Below are 16,133 nucleotides of genomic sequence, written 5' to 3'. Positions count from 1 at the left end.
CCAGCTTCTCATACCTTCTTATCTTTTTGCAAAAACCAACCAACATGGAACAGAGCCTGACCCAACCCCTTGGCGCGGCCGCCTCCGGCCCCGCCATTGCGCACGACAACAACGCCACCCCCACCAGCAAAATCTGGCAGGTAATCAAGGCCTCGTCGGTGGGCACGGTCATCGAGTGGTACGACTTCTATATTTTCGGCTCGCTGGCCACCATCATCGCCACCCAGTTTTTCCCGAAGACCAACCCGCTGGCGGCGCTGTTGAGCACGCTGGCCGCCTTTGCGGTGGGCTTTGTGGTGCGGCCGTTTGGGGCCGTGGTGTTTGGCCGCATCGGCGACATGGTGGGCCGGAAGTACACCTTCCTGCTCACTCTGCTGCTCATGGGCGGCTCCACGTTTGCCATTGGCCTGGTGCCCAACTACGCCACCATCGGCGTGGCAGCCCCCATTATCATCTTCCTGCTGCGCGTGGTGCAGGGCTTGGCGCTGGGCGGCGAGTACGGCGGTGCCACCACCTACGTAGCCGAGCACGCCCCCGACAACCGGCGCGGCTACTACACCAGCTTCATTCAGACCACGGCCACGGTGGGCCTGTTCATCAGCGTGGCCGTAATCGTGGGCACCAAGCTGATTGTGGGCGCACCGGCGTTTGCCGAATGGGGCTGGCGCATTCCGTTCCTGCTGTCGTCGGTGCTGCTGGTGGCTTCCTACATCATTCGCCGCAAGCTGAACGAGTCTCCGCTTTTTCAGAAAGCCAAGGACGAGGGCACCGTGAGCACCTCGCCACTGCGCGACTCCTTTGTGGAGCCCGTAAACCGCCGCCTTGTGCTGCTGGCCTTGTTTGGCGCCACCATGGGCCAGGGGGTAATCTGGTACACCGGCCAGTTCTACGCCTACTTCTACCTGCAAACGGTGCTGAAGCTGGAGCAGATTCCGGCCAGCATTATCCTGTGCGTGGCCCTGCTGGCCGCCACGCCCTTCTTCGTGTACTTCGGTAGCCTTTCGGACCGCATCGGGCGCAAGCGCATCATTATGACGGGCATGCTGTGCGGCGTGCTGTTCACCATTCCCATCTTCTACGGCCTCACGCAGTTTGCCGGCCCAGCCGTGGAAAAAACGCCCGCCACGGTAGACGCCGCTGGCGCCGTAGTGCCCGCCGTGATGGTGGCCAACAACTACCAGATGTTCCCCATGATTGTGCTGGTGTTCTGCCTGGTGCTGTTCGTGACCATGGTGTACGGCCCCATTGCCGCTTACCTAGTGGAGCTGTTCCCCACCAAGGTGCGCTACACCTCACTGTCGGTGCCCTACCACATTGGCAACGGCATCTTTGGGGGTCTCGTGCCCTTAATTTCGACCTCGATGGTGGCCTATGCCGCTGCCCAGCCCTCGGGTTTCCTGAAGGAGCACAGCATCTATTTCGGCCTGGTGTACCCGGTGGTCATTGCCGCCATCTGCTTCCTGTATGGAACGGCCAAAATGAAGGACGTGCGCAACGTAAAACTCATGGCCGACCAGCCCACTCCGGTGGCATAAAGCACGATTTTTCGGCTTTGGCCAACCTTAAAAAAGCCGCTGGTCCATTGGGCTGGCGGCTTTTCCGTTAAATTGAAGGGCTGCCGTATCCATACGCAGCGCCCGCCCATGCTCACCAAGCCCGAATTACCCACGCCGCCCCGCACGCGCCCCGAGCAAGCCGAACCGCGCCGGGGCCAGCGCCTGCTATTCCTCAGCGTTTTGTTTGGGGTAATGCTTAGTTTTCCGCTGCTAGGCGTTTTCGACCAGGACAAGCGGGTAGGAGGGGTGCCGGTCCTGTACTTGTACGTCTTACTGATGTGGTTTTTATTGGTGGGCCTGACCGCCTATCTGGTGCGCAAGCGCCGCGAGGAGTAAGCGGGAGCCTGCAGTGCCCGAGCGTTGGGGCCGCCTTGTGTTGGGTCTTATTTAACTGTTTATCGGCTACATGTCCAAGCTGCTCGTCATTGCCTTCTCCTTCGGCTACTTGGCCCTGCTTTTCGGCGTGGCCTACGCGGCCGAACGACGCTCGGCGGCGCGCAAAAGCCTGGTGAGCAACCCCTACGTGTACGCCCTGAGCATGGCCGTGTACTGCACCGCCTGGACGTACTATGGCAGCGTAGGCCGGGCCGCCACCCACGGTATCGAGTTCGTGAGCATTTACCTCGGGCCTACCTTGCTGGCCCCGGCGTGGTGGCTCGTGCTGCGCAAAATCATTCGGGTTTGCCGGCAGCAGCGGCTCACGTCTATTGCCGATTTTATCTCGGCACGTTACGGCAAAAGCGCCTCCCTGGGCGCCCTCGTCACGGCGGTGTGCGTCTTGGGCATCGTGCCCTACATCGCCCTGCAAATCAAAGCCATTGCGGCCTCATTCGTGACCATGACCGGCAGCCCGGCCGGCGCGGCTGGGCCGGCCGCGGCCACCGCCCTGTACACCACAGGGGCCCTGGCCGTGTTCACCATCCTGTTTGGGGTGCGGTCAGTCGAGGCCACCGAGCGCCACGAAGGCATTGTGCTGGCCGTAGCGGTGGAAAGCCTGCTCAAGCTGGTGGCGTTTCTGGCGCTGGGCCTATTTGTCACGTTTGGGCTGTTCGGCGGGTTCGCCGATGTGTTTGACCAGGCCGCCGCGGTGCCAGCTCTGCGGCAGCTGTTCACGCTGCAGGGCAGCGGCACCAGCGGTGCGGCGTGGTTTACGCTGCTGGTGCTCAGCATGTCGGCGGTGCTGCTGCTGCCCCGGCAGTTTCAGGTGGCCGTGGTGGAAAACGTGGACGAAAACCACCTGCGCAAGGCCATGTGGCTGTTTCCGCTCTACCTCATCGTCATCAACCTTTTTGTGCTGCCCGTGGCGTTTGGCGGCATGCTGCGCCTGGGGGCCAGCGGGCTCGATGCTGATACGTTTGTGCTCGCCTTGCCGCTTTCGGCGGGGCATTCCTGGCTGGCGCTGCTCACGTACCTGGGCGGGCTCTCGGCGGCCAGCAGCATGATTATCGTCGAAACCATTGCCCTGAGCGTGATGATGAGCAACCACCTGCTCATGCCGCTGCTGGTGCGCGTGCCGGCGGCCCGCCCCGCCCTTCAAACGCGATGGTTTGCCTACCTGGGCCGGGTGGCGCTCCAAAGCCGCCGCCTGGCCGTGGTGGCCGTGTTGCTGCTGGCCTACGGCTACTACGCCGAGGTGGGCAAGCAGCTGCCGCTGGTGAATACCGGGCTCGTGTCGTTTGCGGCAGTAGCTCAATTTGTGCCGGCCGTGCTGGGCGGGCTGTATTGGAAGGGCGGCACCCGGCGGGGCGCTACCGTGGGCCTGCTGGCGGGGTTTGGGGTGTGGTTTTTTACGCTGGTGCTACCCACCATGGTGGGGCCGGGCAAGCTGCCCGAATCCATTCTGACCGAAGGCGTTGGCGGCATTGCCAGGCTGCGGCCCTTTGCGTTGTTTGGACTGGAGGGGCTCGACTATCTGTCGCACGGGCTGTTCTGGAGCTGGCTGGTCAACATTGGCTTGTACGTTGGGCTGTCGTTGGCCCAGCCGCCCACGGCACTGGAGCTGCGGCAAGCCGACGTGTTTGTGGATGTGTTCATTCGTCGCAGCCTGGCCGAGGAAGTGGCCGGCTGGCAGGGCCGCACCGCATTTCCCGACGTGCGGGCCCTGCTGCTGGGCTTCCTCGGGAAAAAGCGCACCAACCAGGCCCTGCGGGCCTTTTCCGCCCGCTTCCCCAATGCCATTCCGGCCAAAATTCAGCCCAACGGCACTGCGCCGCAGGACCTCGCCTCGGCCGACCCGCGCCTACTCACCTACGCCGAGAAGCTGCTGGCTGGCAGCCTGGGGCCGGCCTCGGCGCGTATGCTGGTGGCCTCGGTGGCGGGGGCCGAGCAAATCAGCTACGACAGTGTGGTGGGTATTCTGCGCGAAAGCCAGCAGCTGCTCGAAGCCAACCGGCAGCTCCAGAAGCAGTCGCGCCAGCTCCAGCGCCTCACCGAGGAGCTGCGCGCCGCCTACGTCCAGCTCCAGGCCCTGGACCAGCGCAAGGACGAATTCCTGTACACCGTGACGCACGAGCTGCGCACGCCGCTCACCAGCATCCGGGCGCTGGCCGAAATCCTGGCCGACAACCCCGACCTGGAAGAGCCCGAGCGGCGGCGCTTTCAACTAACCATTGGCCGCGAGGCCGAGCGCCTCACCCGCCTTATTTCGCTGGTTCTGGATTTGGAGAAGTTCGAGTCGGGCCAGGCCACGCTGGAGCGCAATCCGGTGCCGGTGCCCGAGCTGCTGGAAGAAGCCGTGGACACCGTAGGCCAGCTGCTGCGCGAAAAGCACATCGCCCTCGACCTGGCCATCCCGCCCGACCTGCCCGAGCTGCCCGCCGACCGCGACCGGCTCATGCAGGTGCTTGTGAACCTGCTCTCCAACGCCATCAAGGCCTGCCGGCCCGACGGCTCGGGCCGCATCCGCCTCACCGTGGCGTGCTCGGAATATCCTTTAGAAGCTCACCCCGGCATTCACGCCCAGGTGCTCACCCTCACCATTGCCGATAACGGCAAGGGCATTGCGACTGCCGAGCAGGAGCACATCTTCGAGAAGTTCTTCCAGGCCCGCCACCAAACCACCCGGAAGCCCGAAGGCACCGGCCTGGGCCTGGCCATCACCAAAAAGATAGTTGAACTGCACCACGGCCGCCTTTGGGTGGAAAGCCAGCCCAACCAGGGCGCCACCTTCTATGTGCAGCTGCCCCTGGAAAATACCCCCGAACTCGTCAGCTAACCCTTCTACCCGCACCCTTCCTATGAGCCATGAAAGTCCCCCACATTCTGATTGTTGATGACGAGCCCAACATCGTCATGTCCCTGGAATTCTTGATGCGCAAAAACGGCTACCAGGTCGGCATTGCCCGCAACGGCACCGAGGCCCTGGCCGCCATCGCCCACACGCCCTACGACCTCGTGCTGCTCGATGTGATGATGCCCGATGTGGACGGCTACCAGGTGTGCCAGCAGCTCCGCGCCCGGCCCGATGCCGTGGGCACGAAAGTAATTTTCCTGTCGGCCAAAAGCCGCGATGCCGACGTGAAGAAGGGCTATGATGTGGGAGCCGATTTGTATATTCCCAAACCGTTCAGTACCCGCCAGTTAATGGAAAAAGTGCGCGAGCTCCTCGCTATTGCTGTGTAATCATTTGCTTCTTTAAATACCATTTAAGATTGATGAAAACTTTTCCTGTTTAGCAGTCACCTAACCTTTTGTATTCGGCTGTCATGCTGACGAAGGAAGCATCTTATCAGGTCAGGACGACGCATTCAACAGTGATAAGATGCTTCGTGCCTCAGCATGACAGCCGATTGGGTTACTAACCCAGCCGCCCCAACTGCCCCGCTCCTCCATTCCCACCCGCCATGAAACCTGCTTGTTCTTACGCCGCGACGCATGCCGCCAGCCTGGCCGATCCCGCCGCGTTTTGGCTCAGGCAGGCCGCCCACCTGCACTGGGATACGCCGCCCACGCGGCCGCTATCCCAGGATGCCCAGGGCTTTTACCGCTGGTTTGAGGGTGGAGAGCTGAATACCTCGTTTCTCTGTCTCGACTACCATGTGCAGCACGGCCGCGGCGCCCAGCCGGCCCTTATTTACGACTCGCCCGTGACCAATACCCTGCGCACCTACACCTACGCCGAGCTGCTAGACATGACCGAGCGGTTTGCTGGGGGGCTGCGCGCCATTGGGGTGGGGCTGGGCGACCGGGTTATCATTTACATGCCCAACATGCCGGAGGCCGTGGTGGCCATGCTGGCCTGTGCGCGCATCGGGGCCGTGCACTCAGTGGTGTTTGGGGGCTTTGCCCCGCACGAGCTAGCCGTGCGCATCGACGATGCCAAGCCGCATGCCATCATCTGCGCGTCGGGCGGCATGGAGTTCGACCGCATCATCCCCTACAAGCCGCTCGTGGACGAAGCCGTGGCCAAAGCGACTCATAAACCAGCCCACGTGGTGGTGTGCCAGCGCGACTTTGTAACGGCCACCCTGCAGCCCGGCCGCGACCTTGACTATCGAAAATTGCTGCAGGCCCCGCCCATTGCGGCGCTGCCCGTGCCGGCCACGCACCCGCTCTACATCCTGTATACCAGCGGTACCACGGGCCGGCCCAAGGGCGTGCTGCGCGACCATGGCGGGCACGCCGTGGCCCTGCGCTTCAGCATGGAGGCGATTTATGACCTGGCGCCCGGCGAGGTCATGTTCACCGCCTCGGATATAGGCTGGGCGGTGGGGCATTCCTACATTGTATATGGGCCGCTGCTCCGGGGCTGCACCACGGTGCTGTATGAGGGCAAACCCGTGCGCACGCCCGATGCCGGCGCGTTCTGGCGCATCGTGGCGCAGCACCGCGCTCGGGTCATGTTCACGGCGCCCACCGCCATCCGGGCCATCAAAAAAGAAGACCCCGAGGGCCGGCTGGCCCATAAATACGAACTGAGCTGCCTGCGCCACCTGTTTCTGGCCGGCGAGCGCTGCGACCCCGCCACCTTCGCCTGGGCCCAGCAGGTGCTGGGCGTGCCCGTGGTCGACCATTGGTGGCAAACCGAATCGGGCTGGCCCATGCTGGCCACGCTGGTGGGCCTGGAGGGCATGCCACCGCCCCGGCCCGGCAGCGCCGGCCACCCCGTGCCGGGCTACGATGTGCAGATTTTGGACGAGGCCGGCGAGCCCGTAACCGCCGGAACCACTGGCCTGGTAGCCGTGAAGCTGCCGCTGCCTCCCGGCTGCTTCCCCACGCTGTGGAACGACGATGCCCGCTTCCACGAAGCCTACCTGGCCACCTTCCCGGGCTACTACCTAAGCGGCGACGGCGGCTACCGCGACAGCGAGGGCTACTGCTACATCATGGGCCGCGTCGACGACGTTATCAACGTGGCCGGCCACCGGCTGAGCACCGGCGAAATGGAGGAGATACTGGCCGCGCACCCCGCCGTGGCCGAGTGCGCCGTGCTCGGCATTGCCGACAGCCTGCGCGGGCAGGTGCCCGTGGGGCTGGTGGTGCTGAAAGATGGCCAGACGATAGGAGAGGAGGCCTTGGAAAAAGAGCTGGTGGCCACCGTGCGGGCCCGTATCGGGCCGCTGGCCTGCTTCCGAACGGTGCTGGTGGTGAAACGCCTGCCCAAAACCCGGTCCGGCAAAATCCTGCGCAAAACCCTGCGCCAGCTGGCCGATGGCGAAGCTTTCGCCGTGCCCTCCACCATCGACGACCCGCTTATTCTGGATGAAATTCGGGCGGGTCTGCAGCGGCGCGCAGTTGGGCTGGCGTACGAAGCCAGCCATCCATCCCAATGACTCAACCCAAGTCTACCCGGGCCTTGTGGAGGTGTCTGATATATTTCATTCCTTGCATGGCTAAGTTAAGCCGGCCCGCCAAGGCCCGCGGATTCACTGCCGCCAATAGGTAGCAGATATCCGCTTCTAAAGTCACTGTTTCACTCCAATCTTCACCATTATGCACTCCCGCATTCGCACCCTCGAGCAATACCACGTCGCCTACAAGCAGTCCATTGACGACCCCGATACCTTTTGGGGCGACATTGCCGAACCCTTTACCTGGCGGCGCAAGTGGGATAAGGTGCGCGGCGGCGAGTTTTCGCCCGAAGGCCGGAGTACCTGGTTTGAAGGCGCCCGGCTCAACCTCACCGAAAACTGCCTCGACCGCCACCTGGCCCAGCGCGGCAACAAGCTGGCCATCATCTTCGAGCCCAACGACCCCAAAACGCGCCACCTGCGCCTGACCTACCGCGAGCTGCACGAGCAAACCTGCCAGTTCGCGAACGTGCTTTTGAAAAATGGCGTCAAAAAAGGCGACCGGGTCATCATCTACATGCCCATGATTCCGCAGCTGGCGATAGCTGTGCTGGCCTGCGCCCGCATCGGGGCCGTGCATTCGGTGGTATTCGCAGGCTTTTCGGCCACCGCCATCGCCGATAGGGTCAACGACGCCGAGGCCCAGGTGGTCCTCACTGCCGACGGCCTGAACCGCGGCGCCAAGCAGATTCCGGTAAAGGCAGTGGTAGACGAAGCCTTGCAAAACTGCCCTTCGGTGCGCCGCGTGATAGTGGTGGAGCACACCGGCTGGCCGGTTCAGTGGCAGGCAGGCCGCGACGCTTGGTACCACGACGAGGTGAAGGACGTGGAAAAGGAGTGCCCGGCGGCCGAAATGGACGCCGAAGACCCGCTCTTTATCCTGTATACCAGCGGCAGCACCGGCAAGCCTAAGGGCGTGGTGCACACCCAGGCCGGCTACATGGTCTGGGCCGATTTTACCTTTCGCAACGTGTTTCAGGTGGAGGAAAACGACGTGTACTGGTGCACCGCCGACATTGGCTGGGTCACGGGCCACACCTACGGCCTCTACGGGCCGCTGCTGGCGGGCAGCACCAGCCTCATGTTTGAGGGCGTGCCCACCTATCCCTCGCCGGGCCGCTTCTGGGAGGTGATTGACAAGCACCACGTCACCATTTTCTACACCGCGCCCACCGCCATTCGCTCGCTCATGGCCGCGCCCATCGACCACGTGCTGGCGTATTCGCTCAGCAGCCTGCGCGTGCTGGGCTCAGTGGGCGAGCCCATCAACGAAGAAGCCTGGCACTGGTACCACCAGCACGTGGGCAAAGGCCGCTGCCCCATCGTGGACACGTGGTGGCAAACCGAAACCGGCGGCATCATGATTTCGGCCCTGGCGGGCATCACGCCGTCGGTGCCGGCCCGGGCGGGCCTGCCGCTGCCCGGCGTGCACCCCGTGCTGCTCAACCAGGACGGCACCGAAATTGAAGGCAACGACCAGGAAGGCTACCTCGCCATCAAGGACAGCTGGCCCGGCATCATCCGCACCACCTGGGGCGACCACGAGCGCGCCCGCCAAACGTATTTCACGCCCTATCCCGGCTACTACTTCACCGGCGACGGCGCCCGGCGCGACGAAAGTGGCCTCTACCGCATCATCGGCCGCGTCGACGACGTCATCAACGTCAGCGGCCACCGCTTCGGCACCGCCGAAATTGAAAACGCCATCAACCAGAGCGAATACGTGGTGGAAAGCGCCGTGGTGGGCTACCCGCACGACGTAAAAGGCCAGGGCATTTACGCCTATGTCATCTGCCAGAACGGGGTGCCCACCACCGACATCGACCTGCAGGTAACCGAAGCCAGCATCATTGAAGCCGTGGTCGCCGAAATCGGCCGCATCGCCAAGCCCGATAAGATTCAAATTGTCTCGGGCCTACCCAAAACCCGCTCGGGCAAAATCATGCGCCGCATCCTGCGCAAAGTAGCCGAAGGCGAAACCAGCAACCTTGGCGACGTATCCACCCTGCTCGACCCACTGGTAGTGGATGAGATTGTGGCGGGGAAGCGGTAATACTTCAGCAGCCTAAACAACAAGCGGCCCACCGAAATATGCTCGGTGGGCCGCTTGTTGTTTACAGCGTAGGAAACTCAACGGAACCTACCCAAACACCTTCACCCGCTCGCCTTTGTGCTTGGTGCGCAGATGCTGCCGGATAATCTGCTGGGTGTCTTTGTTGTCCGTGAAAGGCTGGATGACGTCCCTGAAATCAGCCAACTTGCGGGCCGAGAACGTCTCGTCGACGTAGGCGAAGCCGCGGTAGCGGCCGTTCTCGACCAGCACAATGCTCTTTTCCAGCTCGGTGCGGCCCGCCCCGATGACCACGAAGGTTTCGTGCTCGTAGCTGATGCTTTCGATGGCCTCATCCACGCGCAGGTTGTAACTCTCGGGTGGCTCCAGGCCCAGGCAGGCGCCCTGGCAATGGTGCACCTGGTAGTCGAAGCATGCACCCTGCGTTTTGTAGAGGCCGCACAGCTTCTGGCACAGGTTGTACTTGGCCACTTTGTGGTACAGAAAGCCTTGGGCCTTGTACTGGTTGCCCAGCGCGATGATGGGTATTTCGGCGTTGCGTGCATCGGCCCGGCCGTAGGCCAGGCGCTTGTAGCCCTGCTCGTCGACGCGCAGGTAAATGCCGGCTGGGAACACCGAGCGGCGCTGGGCGCGGTTGTAGGCCGGCTTGAGCTGTTTGATGAGGTGCGATTCATACAGCAGCGCCACCAGCTCCGAGCCGGTGAGCTCCCAGGTGATGTCGGCAATGGAGTTCTTAAACTCCAGGCTCTTGCGCGACTTCACATCGACGGCGAAGTGCTGCTGGATGCGCTTGTAGATGTTGATGCTCTTGCCCACGTAAATTACCTCGCCGGCCTCGTTGTGGAAGTAGTACACGCCCGTGGCCTGCGGCAAATTCGCGACCACCGAGGCCGACAACAGCGGCGGCATCAGGGCTTCCCGAATGGCGGTTTGCACGGCGGCCACGCGTTTGGGCGAGGGCGCTTTGGTGGCGGCTGGGGGGCGGTTGCCGGCGGGCGCCAGGGCATCCACGCGGGCCAGGGTGTGGCTGGTGTCGGTGCCGTGGGGCACGCTTTCGCTTTCCTGGGTAATCTTGAGCAGCCGGCCAAACAGGATGGCCGTGGCGTGGGCGTCGCCGGCGGCGCGGTGGCGGTTTTCCAACTCAATGCCGATGTTCTGGCACAGCTTGCCGAGGCTGTAGCTGGGCTGGCCGGGAATGAGCGAGCGGCTCAGGCGCACGGTGCACAGCGTTTTGCGGGAATAGTTGTAGCCCAGGTCGGCAAATTCCTTTTTGAGAAACGAGTAGTCGAACCGAACGTTGTGGGCCACAAACACGCAGCCTTCGGTCATTTCCACCACTTTGCGGGCCACTTCGTGGAACCGGGGCGCGTCGCTCACCATGTCGTTGGTGATGCCGGTGAGCTGGGTAATGAACGGCGGAATGGCCCGGCCGGGGTTGAGCAGCGTGGCGTACTCGTCCACGATTTTCTCGCCGTCGTGAATGTATATCGCTATTTCGGTGATGCGGTCCTGGGTGGGCTGCCCGCCGGTGGTTTCAAGGTCAATGATGGCGTACAAATCGCAGGGCCGGGAAGGTGGTGGGAAAGAAGACTAACAAATTTAGCCCGGCATAAGGTTGCACAACTAAAAAAGGCAGCCCTTACGGACTGCCTTTTTTGCGCTCTGAGTGGCCAATTGGCAGCGTACCGTCTGGTAGCTACTAACGGCTATCGCCGCACTATCTGTTGCTCTTGGCTTGGTTTTTCAGCTGGGACAGGGTGTTTTTAGCAGACACAATCTGGTTCCGCTGCTGTTCGATGACTTGCTTAACTGGCTGGGGCAGGTCGGGCTCCTTCAGAGCCATATCGTAGGCCTTGAGGGCCGTGGTATCGACGGTTTCGCATTCGTTCAGAATGGCTGCTTCGTTGTGGCCGGACACGGCAGTCTTTACGTTCATCCAGTTGCGCTGCACCGTGGAGGCCACGTTGGTGAAGGAGCTTTCCACGGTCATTTTAGTATCGGTTTTCACGCCAAAGCGGCTGGCCTGTTGCGCTAGCTCCGAAGCGAATTGTGCTCTTTGGTCTGCAAGGTGCTTTAGCTCCGTCTTGATTTGAGGAGTAGATACCCCCGAAGCCGCTTCCTGATATCCTTTATTGGCTGACTTGTTAATTTCGACGAGGTCGATATAAGCGCGGGCTAATTTTTCATTGGGCGTTGTCATAGTTATAAAATAATTGGTGAGTCATGAAGTTACGGATTTTTTTATAATAAAAACAATGGCCGATATAATAAAAACATGGTTGAGCTGTCATTGCATCAGCTTTACCACGTGCCAGGCTTTGCCCAAAAAGCCGGGCTTGTCGTCCGACTTGTCCCGTTTGGTATCGTCGCCGTCGGTCACGTCGCCGAGCAAAAAGCCCCAGGGCTCGGTGGTCTTGTTGGAGTCGAACACCACCTTGAGCACGGCCACCAGCGGGATGCTCAGAATCATGCCGGGCGTGCCCCAGAGCTCGCCGCCCAGGATAAGGGCCACGATGGCGGCCATGGGGTTGATGCTCACCTTCGAGCCCGTAATCATGGGCGTGATGAAGTTGCCTTCCAGGAACTGCACGAACACGAACACGCCCACCACCCCGGCCGTCTTGCCAGGCAAGCCGGTGTCAGTAATGACGTAGTTTGGTGACTGCACAAAAAAAGCCCCATCGGCTGCAAAGCTTGCAGCCGATGGGGCTCGTTCTTTCTCCGCTAATTGGGCTAAATACCCGGTAATTATTTACCGTTTCAAGGTGCCTTTCTGCTGCGTAACCCAGTTCTTGGCTTGCAGTACCTGGCTGTGCTGCTGCTCGATTACCCGCTTGGCTTCGGTGGGCAAGTCCGCCGACTCCAACGCCGTTTCGTAGGCTTGCAGGGCCGTCGCATCGCCGGTTTCGCACTCGCCCAAAATGGCCGCGTCGTCATGGCCGGTGATGGCCGATTTGATATTAATCCAGCCCCGGTGCATCGCGGCGGCAGCGTCGGTGAGGGCGCCCTCCACCGTGCCGTGGGTGGTCGTGTTCAGGCCGTACTGGCTGGCGCGCTGGGTGAGCTCCGAGGCAAATTGGGCCCGCTGCTGCGAAAGGCGGCTCAACTCCGATTTGAGTTGGGGGTTGGTCACGCCTTCGGCGGCTTCCTGGTAGCCTTTGGCCGCGGTTTTGTTGATTTCAACCAGGTCATTGTAAGCGCGGGCGGTGGTTTCGGTGGTCGTAGCCATGGATATAATTGAGTTTAGTGGAAAGGAAAACTTCCTGTACTATACTGCGAAGGCTACTAAGGGGTTGCGGTCGAGCAGACTTGCCCGCCAAGCTTTACATACGCTTAATCATGTGCCAAGCTTTGCCGAGAAAGCCGGGCTTGTCGTCCGACTTGTCCCGTTTGGTATCGTCGCCGTCGGTCACGTCGCCGAGCAAAAAGCCCCAGGGCTCGGTGGTCTTGTTGGAGTCGAACACCACCTTGAGCACGGCCACCAACGGGATGCTCAGAATCATGCCGGGCGTGCCCCAGAGCTCGCCGCCCAGGATAAGGGCCACGATAGCGGCCATGGGGTTGATGCTCACCTTCGAGCCCGTAATCATGGGCGTGATGAAGTTGCCTTCCAGAAACTGCACGAACACGAACACGCCCACCACGCCGGCCGCCTTCGCCGGCGAGCCGGTTTCGACCAGCGTAATCAGGGCCGGAATGGTGGCGCCAATCATGATGCCGATGTAGGGGATGACCGCCAGAATGGAAGCGAAAATGGCAAAGAACACCGCAAACTTCACCCCCAAAATCAGCAAGCCAATGGCGTTCAGCACCGAGACTATGACGATAACCGTGAGCAGACCCGAAATGTAGGCCTGCACCACGGTCTGGATGCTGTCCATGGTGTGCAGCACCGTGGTGCGCTTATCGGGCGCCACAAACCGGAACATGAACTGGCGCATGTGGTCACGGTAGTACAGAAAGCAGAAAATGTAAATCGGAATCAGGGTCACCACGCTCAGCACGCCGGCCGTGGTGCTGATGGTGCTGCCCAGAAAGCCGCCAGCCGATTTTTTGGCCGAGCTCAACGAGGAGTCGATAAACTCGTCCTTGCTCATCACGCGCATGCCCAGGCGGTCGTGCAGCCATTGCTGGCCCTGGTCAAAAAATATCGCCAGCTTCTGCTGAATTAGGGGCAGCTCGGCCCGCAGGTCCAGGATTTGGGAGCCAAACAAAATGATAAGGCCCGCCAGGCCACTTATCAACAAAAAGATGGCCGCGATGATGGCCAACACCCGTGACCAGCCCCAACCTTCCAGCTTGGTGACCAAGGGCAGGAGCAGGGTGGAAAGCAGCGCCGAAAAGAAAAGCGGCAGCAGAATCCCGTCGAGCTTGTGGAGCACATACACCAGCAGCGACAGCCCAATGAGCAGGAAGGTGTAGTGCACCATCGGCGCCAGCTTGGCTTCGGGAATGGCGCCGCTTTGCTGGGCTACGTTGGAGTGGGGCGAGCCCCGATTGATTACCCGGTTGATTAGAGGAGGAAACATGCGGTATGAAGAGGGGGAAATCAATTGGCGCGGCGGGCCAAAACCCGTGAACCCAGGCCAGCTAAGTGGTGTTGGAGACTAAATAAATTAGCGAGGTGATACTAATAGAGCTGGCAATATTTCTTGCCCTCCTGCTAATTTCTGCGTTATTTTACCCAAAAACTGGAGAACAGTTGCCCAATGAACGACGAACTACTGACCGAAGCCTCCGAAGTGAAGGCCAAAGTCCCCGACCACGGCTATAACGAAGACAGCATCCGCTCGCTGGATTGGCGCGAGCACATCCGCCTGCGACCGGGCATGTACATCGGCAAACTCGGCGACGGTTCTGCTTACGACGACGGTATTTACGTATTGGTGAAGGAAGTGGTCGATAACTGCATCGACGAACACGTAATGGGCCACGGCCGCACCATCGATATCAAGATTTCGGACTCCCGCGTGCAGGTGCGCGACTACGGCCGCGGCATCCCGCTGGGCAAGGTGGTGGACGTGGTGAGCAAAATCAACACCGGCGGCAAGTACGACTCTAAGGTGTTTCAGAAATCGGTGGGCCTGAACGGCGTGGGCACCAAGGCCGTGAACGCGCTGAGTGGCTATTTCCTGGTGCAAAGTGTACGCGAAGGCATTATGAAGTCGGCCGAGTTTGCCCAGGGCAACCTCGTGAGCGACCCCAAGCCCCAGAAAACCAGCCAGCGCAACGGCACGCTGGTGACCTTCCAGCCCGACGACACGATTTTCAAAAACTACCGCTTCATTCCGGAGTACCTCGAAAATCAAATCTGGAACTACGTTTACCTGAACGCTGGCCTGACCATCAATTTCAATGGCCAGAAGTATTACTCTGAAAACGGCCTGCTCGACCTCTTGGCCCGCAAGGCCGATGTGGAGCACCTGCGCTACCCCATTATCCACCTGAAAGCGCCGGATATTGAGATGGCCATGACCCATGGCAACGACTACGGCGAGGAGTACTATTCCTTCGTGAACGGCCAGTACACCACGCAGGGCGGTACTCACTTGGCGGCCTTCCGCGAGGCCGTGGTGAAGGCCGTGCGTGAGTTTTACAAGAAGGATTTTGACGCGGCTGACGTGCGCGGCTCCATCATCGGGGCTATTTCGGTGCGGGTGCAAGAGCCTGTGTTCGAGAGCCAGACCAAGACCAAGCTCGGTTCCATCAACATGGGCGAGGACGGCCCCACGGTGCGCGGCTTCATCCTGGACTTCGTGAAGGAGCACCTCGACAACTACCTGCACAAGAACCCCGCTACGGCCGACGCCCTGCTCAAGCGCATCCTGCAGAGCGAGCGGGAGCGCAAGGACATGGCCGGCGTGAAAAAACTCGCCAACCAGCGCGCCAAAAAAGCCAACCTGCACAACCGCAAGCTGCGCGACTGCCGCTTCCACCTGGGCGAAAACGCCAAGGACGGCGCCGAAAAGGAGCTGCTCACCACCCTCTTCATCACGGAGGGCGACTCGGCTTCGGGCAGCATCACCAAGAGCCGCAACGTGGAGCTGGAAGCCGTGTTTAGCCTGCGCGGCAAGCCGCTGAACTGCTTCGGGCTGAAGAAGAAAATCGTGTACGAAAACGAGGAGCTCAACCTGCTCCAGCACGCGCTCAACATCGAAGAAGGCATCGAGCACCTGCGCTATAACCGCGTGGTGGTGGCCACCGACGCCGACGTCGACGGCATGCACATCCGGCTGCTGCTGCTCACGTTCTTCCTGCAGTTCTTCCCCGACCTGGTGCGCAACGGCCACGTTTTCATTCTCGAAACGCCGCTGTTCCGCGTCCGCAACAAGAAGGAAACCATCTACTGCTACAACGAGCAGGAGAAGCAGAACGCCATGCGCAAGCTGGGCAAAAACCCCGAAATCACCCGCTTCAAAGGCCTGGGAGAGATTTCGCCCGAAGAGTTCGGCAAGTTCATCGGCGAAAACATCAAGCTCGAGCCCGTGATTCTGCAGTCGGACCGCAGCATCCAGCAGGTCCTGACGTATTACATGGGCAAAAACACACCCGACCGCCAGAACTTCATCATCGAAAACCTGCGCCTGGAGAAGGACCTGGTGACCAGTGATGTGCTGCCCGTAGCCGAGGTGGCCGAAGCCGACCTGGCTTAATTGAGCTGAAATGCTACTGTGTTAGGAGCCCCGTTTGGCATTAGCCAGACGGGGCTTTTTTGAT

At 61.0% G+C, this 16,133-nt stretch carries 12 protein-coding genes; 7 read left to right on the top strand and 5 right to left on the bottom strand.

Features of this window, described 5'->3' with window-relative positions:
• Nucleotides 1–44: 44 nt before the first annotated feature.
• The 6 genes from AUC43_RS14775 to acs all read left to right on the top strand — a co-directional run bounded on the left by AUC43_RS14775 (nucleotide 45) and on the right by acs (nucleotide 9,398).
• Nucleotides 45–1,535: an MFS transporter gene (locus AUC43_RS14775; protein ID WP_082685113.1), complete on the top strand. Its 1,491-nt coding sequence runs from the start codon at nucleotides 45–47 to the stop codon at nucleotides 1,533–1,535.
• A 108-nt stretch (nucleotides 1,536–1,643) separates the two neighbouring features.
• On the top strand, nucleotides 1,644–1,892 hold the full coding sequence (locus AUC43_RS14770; protein ID WP_068195218.1) for a hypothetical protein: 249 nt from the start codon (nucleotides 1,644–1,646) through the stop codon (nucleotides 1,890–1,892).
• Nucleotides 1,893–1,962: 70 nt separating this feature from the next.
• On the top strand, nucleotides 1,963–4,770 hold the full coding sequence (locus AUC43_RS14765) for a sensor histidine kinase (RefSeq protein WP_068195215.1): 2,808 nt from the start codon (nucleotides 1,963–1,965) through the stop codon (nucleotides 4,768–4,770).
• Nucleotides 4,771–4,799: 29 nt separating this feature from the next.
• On the top strand, nucleotides 4,800–5,177 hold the full coding sequence (locus tag AUC43_RS14760) for a response regulator transcription factor (protein ID WP_068195212.1): 378 nt from the start codon (nucleotides 4,800–4,802) through the stop codon (nucleotides 5,175–5,177).
• A 221-nt stretch (nucleotides 5,178–5,398) separates the two neighbouring features.
• Nucleotides 5,399–7,327 (top strand): propionyl-CoA synthetase, encoded by a 1,929-nt coding sequence (locus AUC43_RS14755; RefSeq protein WP_068195209.1) that lies wholly within the window; start codon nucleotides 5,399–5,401, stop codon nucleotides 7,325–7,327.
• 160 nt (nucleotides 7,328–7,487) lie between these two features.
• Entirely contained in the window at nucleotides 7,488–9,398 is a 1,911-nt protein-coding gene (gene acs, locus AUC43_RS14750; protein ID WP_199243455.1) for an acetate--CoA ligase, read from the top strand.
• An 87-nt stretch (nucleotides 9,399–9,485) separates the two neighbouring features.
• Here acs and AUC43_RS14745 read toward each other — a convergent pair whose 3' ends face one another.
• The 5 genes from AUC43_RS14745 to AUC43_RS14725 form a co-directional block, all read right to left on the bottom strand.
• Entirely contained in the window at nucleotides 9,486–10,973 is a 1,488-nt protein-coding gene (locus AUC43_RS14745) for an exonuclease domain-containing protein (protein WP_068195203.1), read from the bottom strand.
• Nucleotides 10,974–11,133: 160 nt separating this feature from the next.
• The gene (locus AUC43_RS14740) at nucleotides 11,134–11,616 is read right to left on the bottom strand and encodes a ferritin-like domain-containing protein (protein WP_068195200.1); all 483 of its coding nucleotides are present in this window, start codon (nucleotides 11,614–11,616) and stop codon (nucleotides 11,134–11,136) included.
• An 87-nt stretch (nucleotides 11,617–11,703) separates the two neighbouring features.
• Nucleotides 11,704–12,084 carry an AI-2E family transporter gene (locus tag AUC43_RS14735; RefSeq protein ID WP_068195197.1) on the bottom strand — a complete coding sequence of 127 codons (381 nt, stop codon included), beginning with the start codon at nucleotides 12,082–12,084 and terminating at the stop codon, nucleotides 11,704–11,706.
• 84 nt (nucleotides 12,085–12,168) lie between these two features.
• Nucleotides 12,169–12,645: a ferritin-like domain-containing protein gene (locus tag AUC43_RS14730; protein WP_068195195.1), complete on the bottom strand. Its 477-nt coding sequence runs from the start codon at nucleotides 12,643–12,645 to the stop codon at nucleotides 12,169–12,171.
• A gap of 94 nt (nucleotides 12,646–12,739) precedes the next feature.
• A complete protein-coding gene (locus AUC43_RS14725; RefSeq protein WP_233254019.1) occupies nucleotides 12,740–13,945 on the bottom strand; it encodes an AI-2E family transporter in 1,206 nt (401 codons plus the stop codon).
• Nucleotides 13,946–14,125: 180 nt separating this feature from the next.
• On the opposite strand from AUC43_RS14725, the gene AUC43_RS14720 reads away from it, so the two are divergent.
• Entirely contained in the window at nucleotides 14,126–16,069 is a 1,944-nt protein-coding gene (locus tag AUC43_RS14720; protein ID WP_068195191.1) for a DNA topoisomerase IV subunit B, read from the top strand.
• Nucleotides 16,070–16,133 lie beyond the last annotated feature (64 nt).

The organism is Hymenobacter sedentarius, from assembly GCF_001507645.1.
In the GTDB taxonomy this organism is placed as follows: Bacteria; Bacteroidota; Bacteroidia; order Cytophagales; family Hymenobacteraceae; genus Hymenobacter; species Hymenobacter sedentarius.
Note: the sequence above shows the minus strand (reverse complement) of the source record. Positions and strands in the feature narration are given on the sequence as shown.

Bases quoted from the DNA above. Each gene is read 5' to 3' on its own strand.
- AUC43_RS14775 (WP_082685113.1), top strand. From the start codon at position 45: ATGGAACAGAGCCTGACCCAACCCCTTGGCGCGGCCGCCTCCGGCCCC.
- AUC43_RS14770 (WP_068195218.1), top strand. From the start codon at position 1,644: ATGCTCACCAAGCCCGAATTACCCACGCCGCCCCGCACGCGCCCCGAG.
- AUC43_RS14765 (WP_068195215.1), top strand. From the start codon at position 1,963: ATGTCCAAGCTGCTCGTCATTGCCTTCTCCTTCGGCTACTTGGCCCTG.
- AUC43_RS14760 (WP_068195212.1), top strand. From the start codon at position 4,800: ATGAAAGTCCCCCACATTCTGATTGTTGATGACGAGCCCAACATCGTC.
- AUC43_RS14755 (WP_068195209.1), top strand. From the start codon at position 5,399: ATGAAACCTGCTTGTTCTTACGCCGCGACGCATGCCGCCAGCCTGGCC.
- acs (WP_199243455.1), top strand. From the start codon at position 7,488: ATGCACTCCCGCATTCGCACCCTCGAGCAATACCACGTCGCCTACAAG.
- AUC43_RS14740 (WP_068195200.1), bottom strand. From the start codon at position 11,616: ATGACAACGCCCAATGAAAAATTAGCCCGCGCTTATATCGACCTCGTC.
- AUC43_RS14730 (WP_068195195.1), bottom strand. From the start codon at position 12,645: ATGGCTACGACCACCGAAACCACCGCCCGCGCTTACAATGACCTGGTT.
- AUC43_RS14725 (WP_233254019.1), bottom strand. From the start codon at position 13,945: ATGTTTCCTCCTCTAATCAACCGGGTAATCAATCGGGGCTCGCCCCAC.
- AUC43_RS14720 (WP_068195191.1), top strand. From the start codon at position 14,126: ATGAACGACGAACTACTGACCGAAGCCTCCGAAGTGAAGGCCAAAGTC.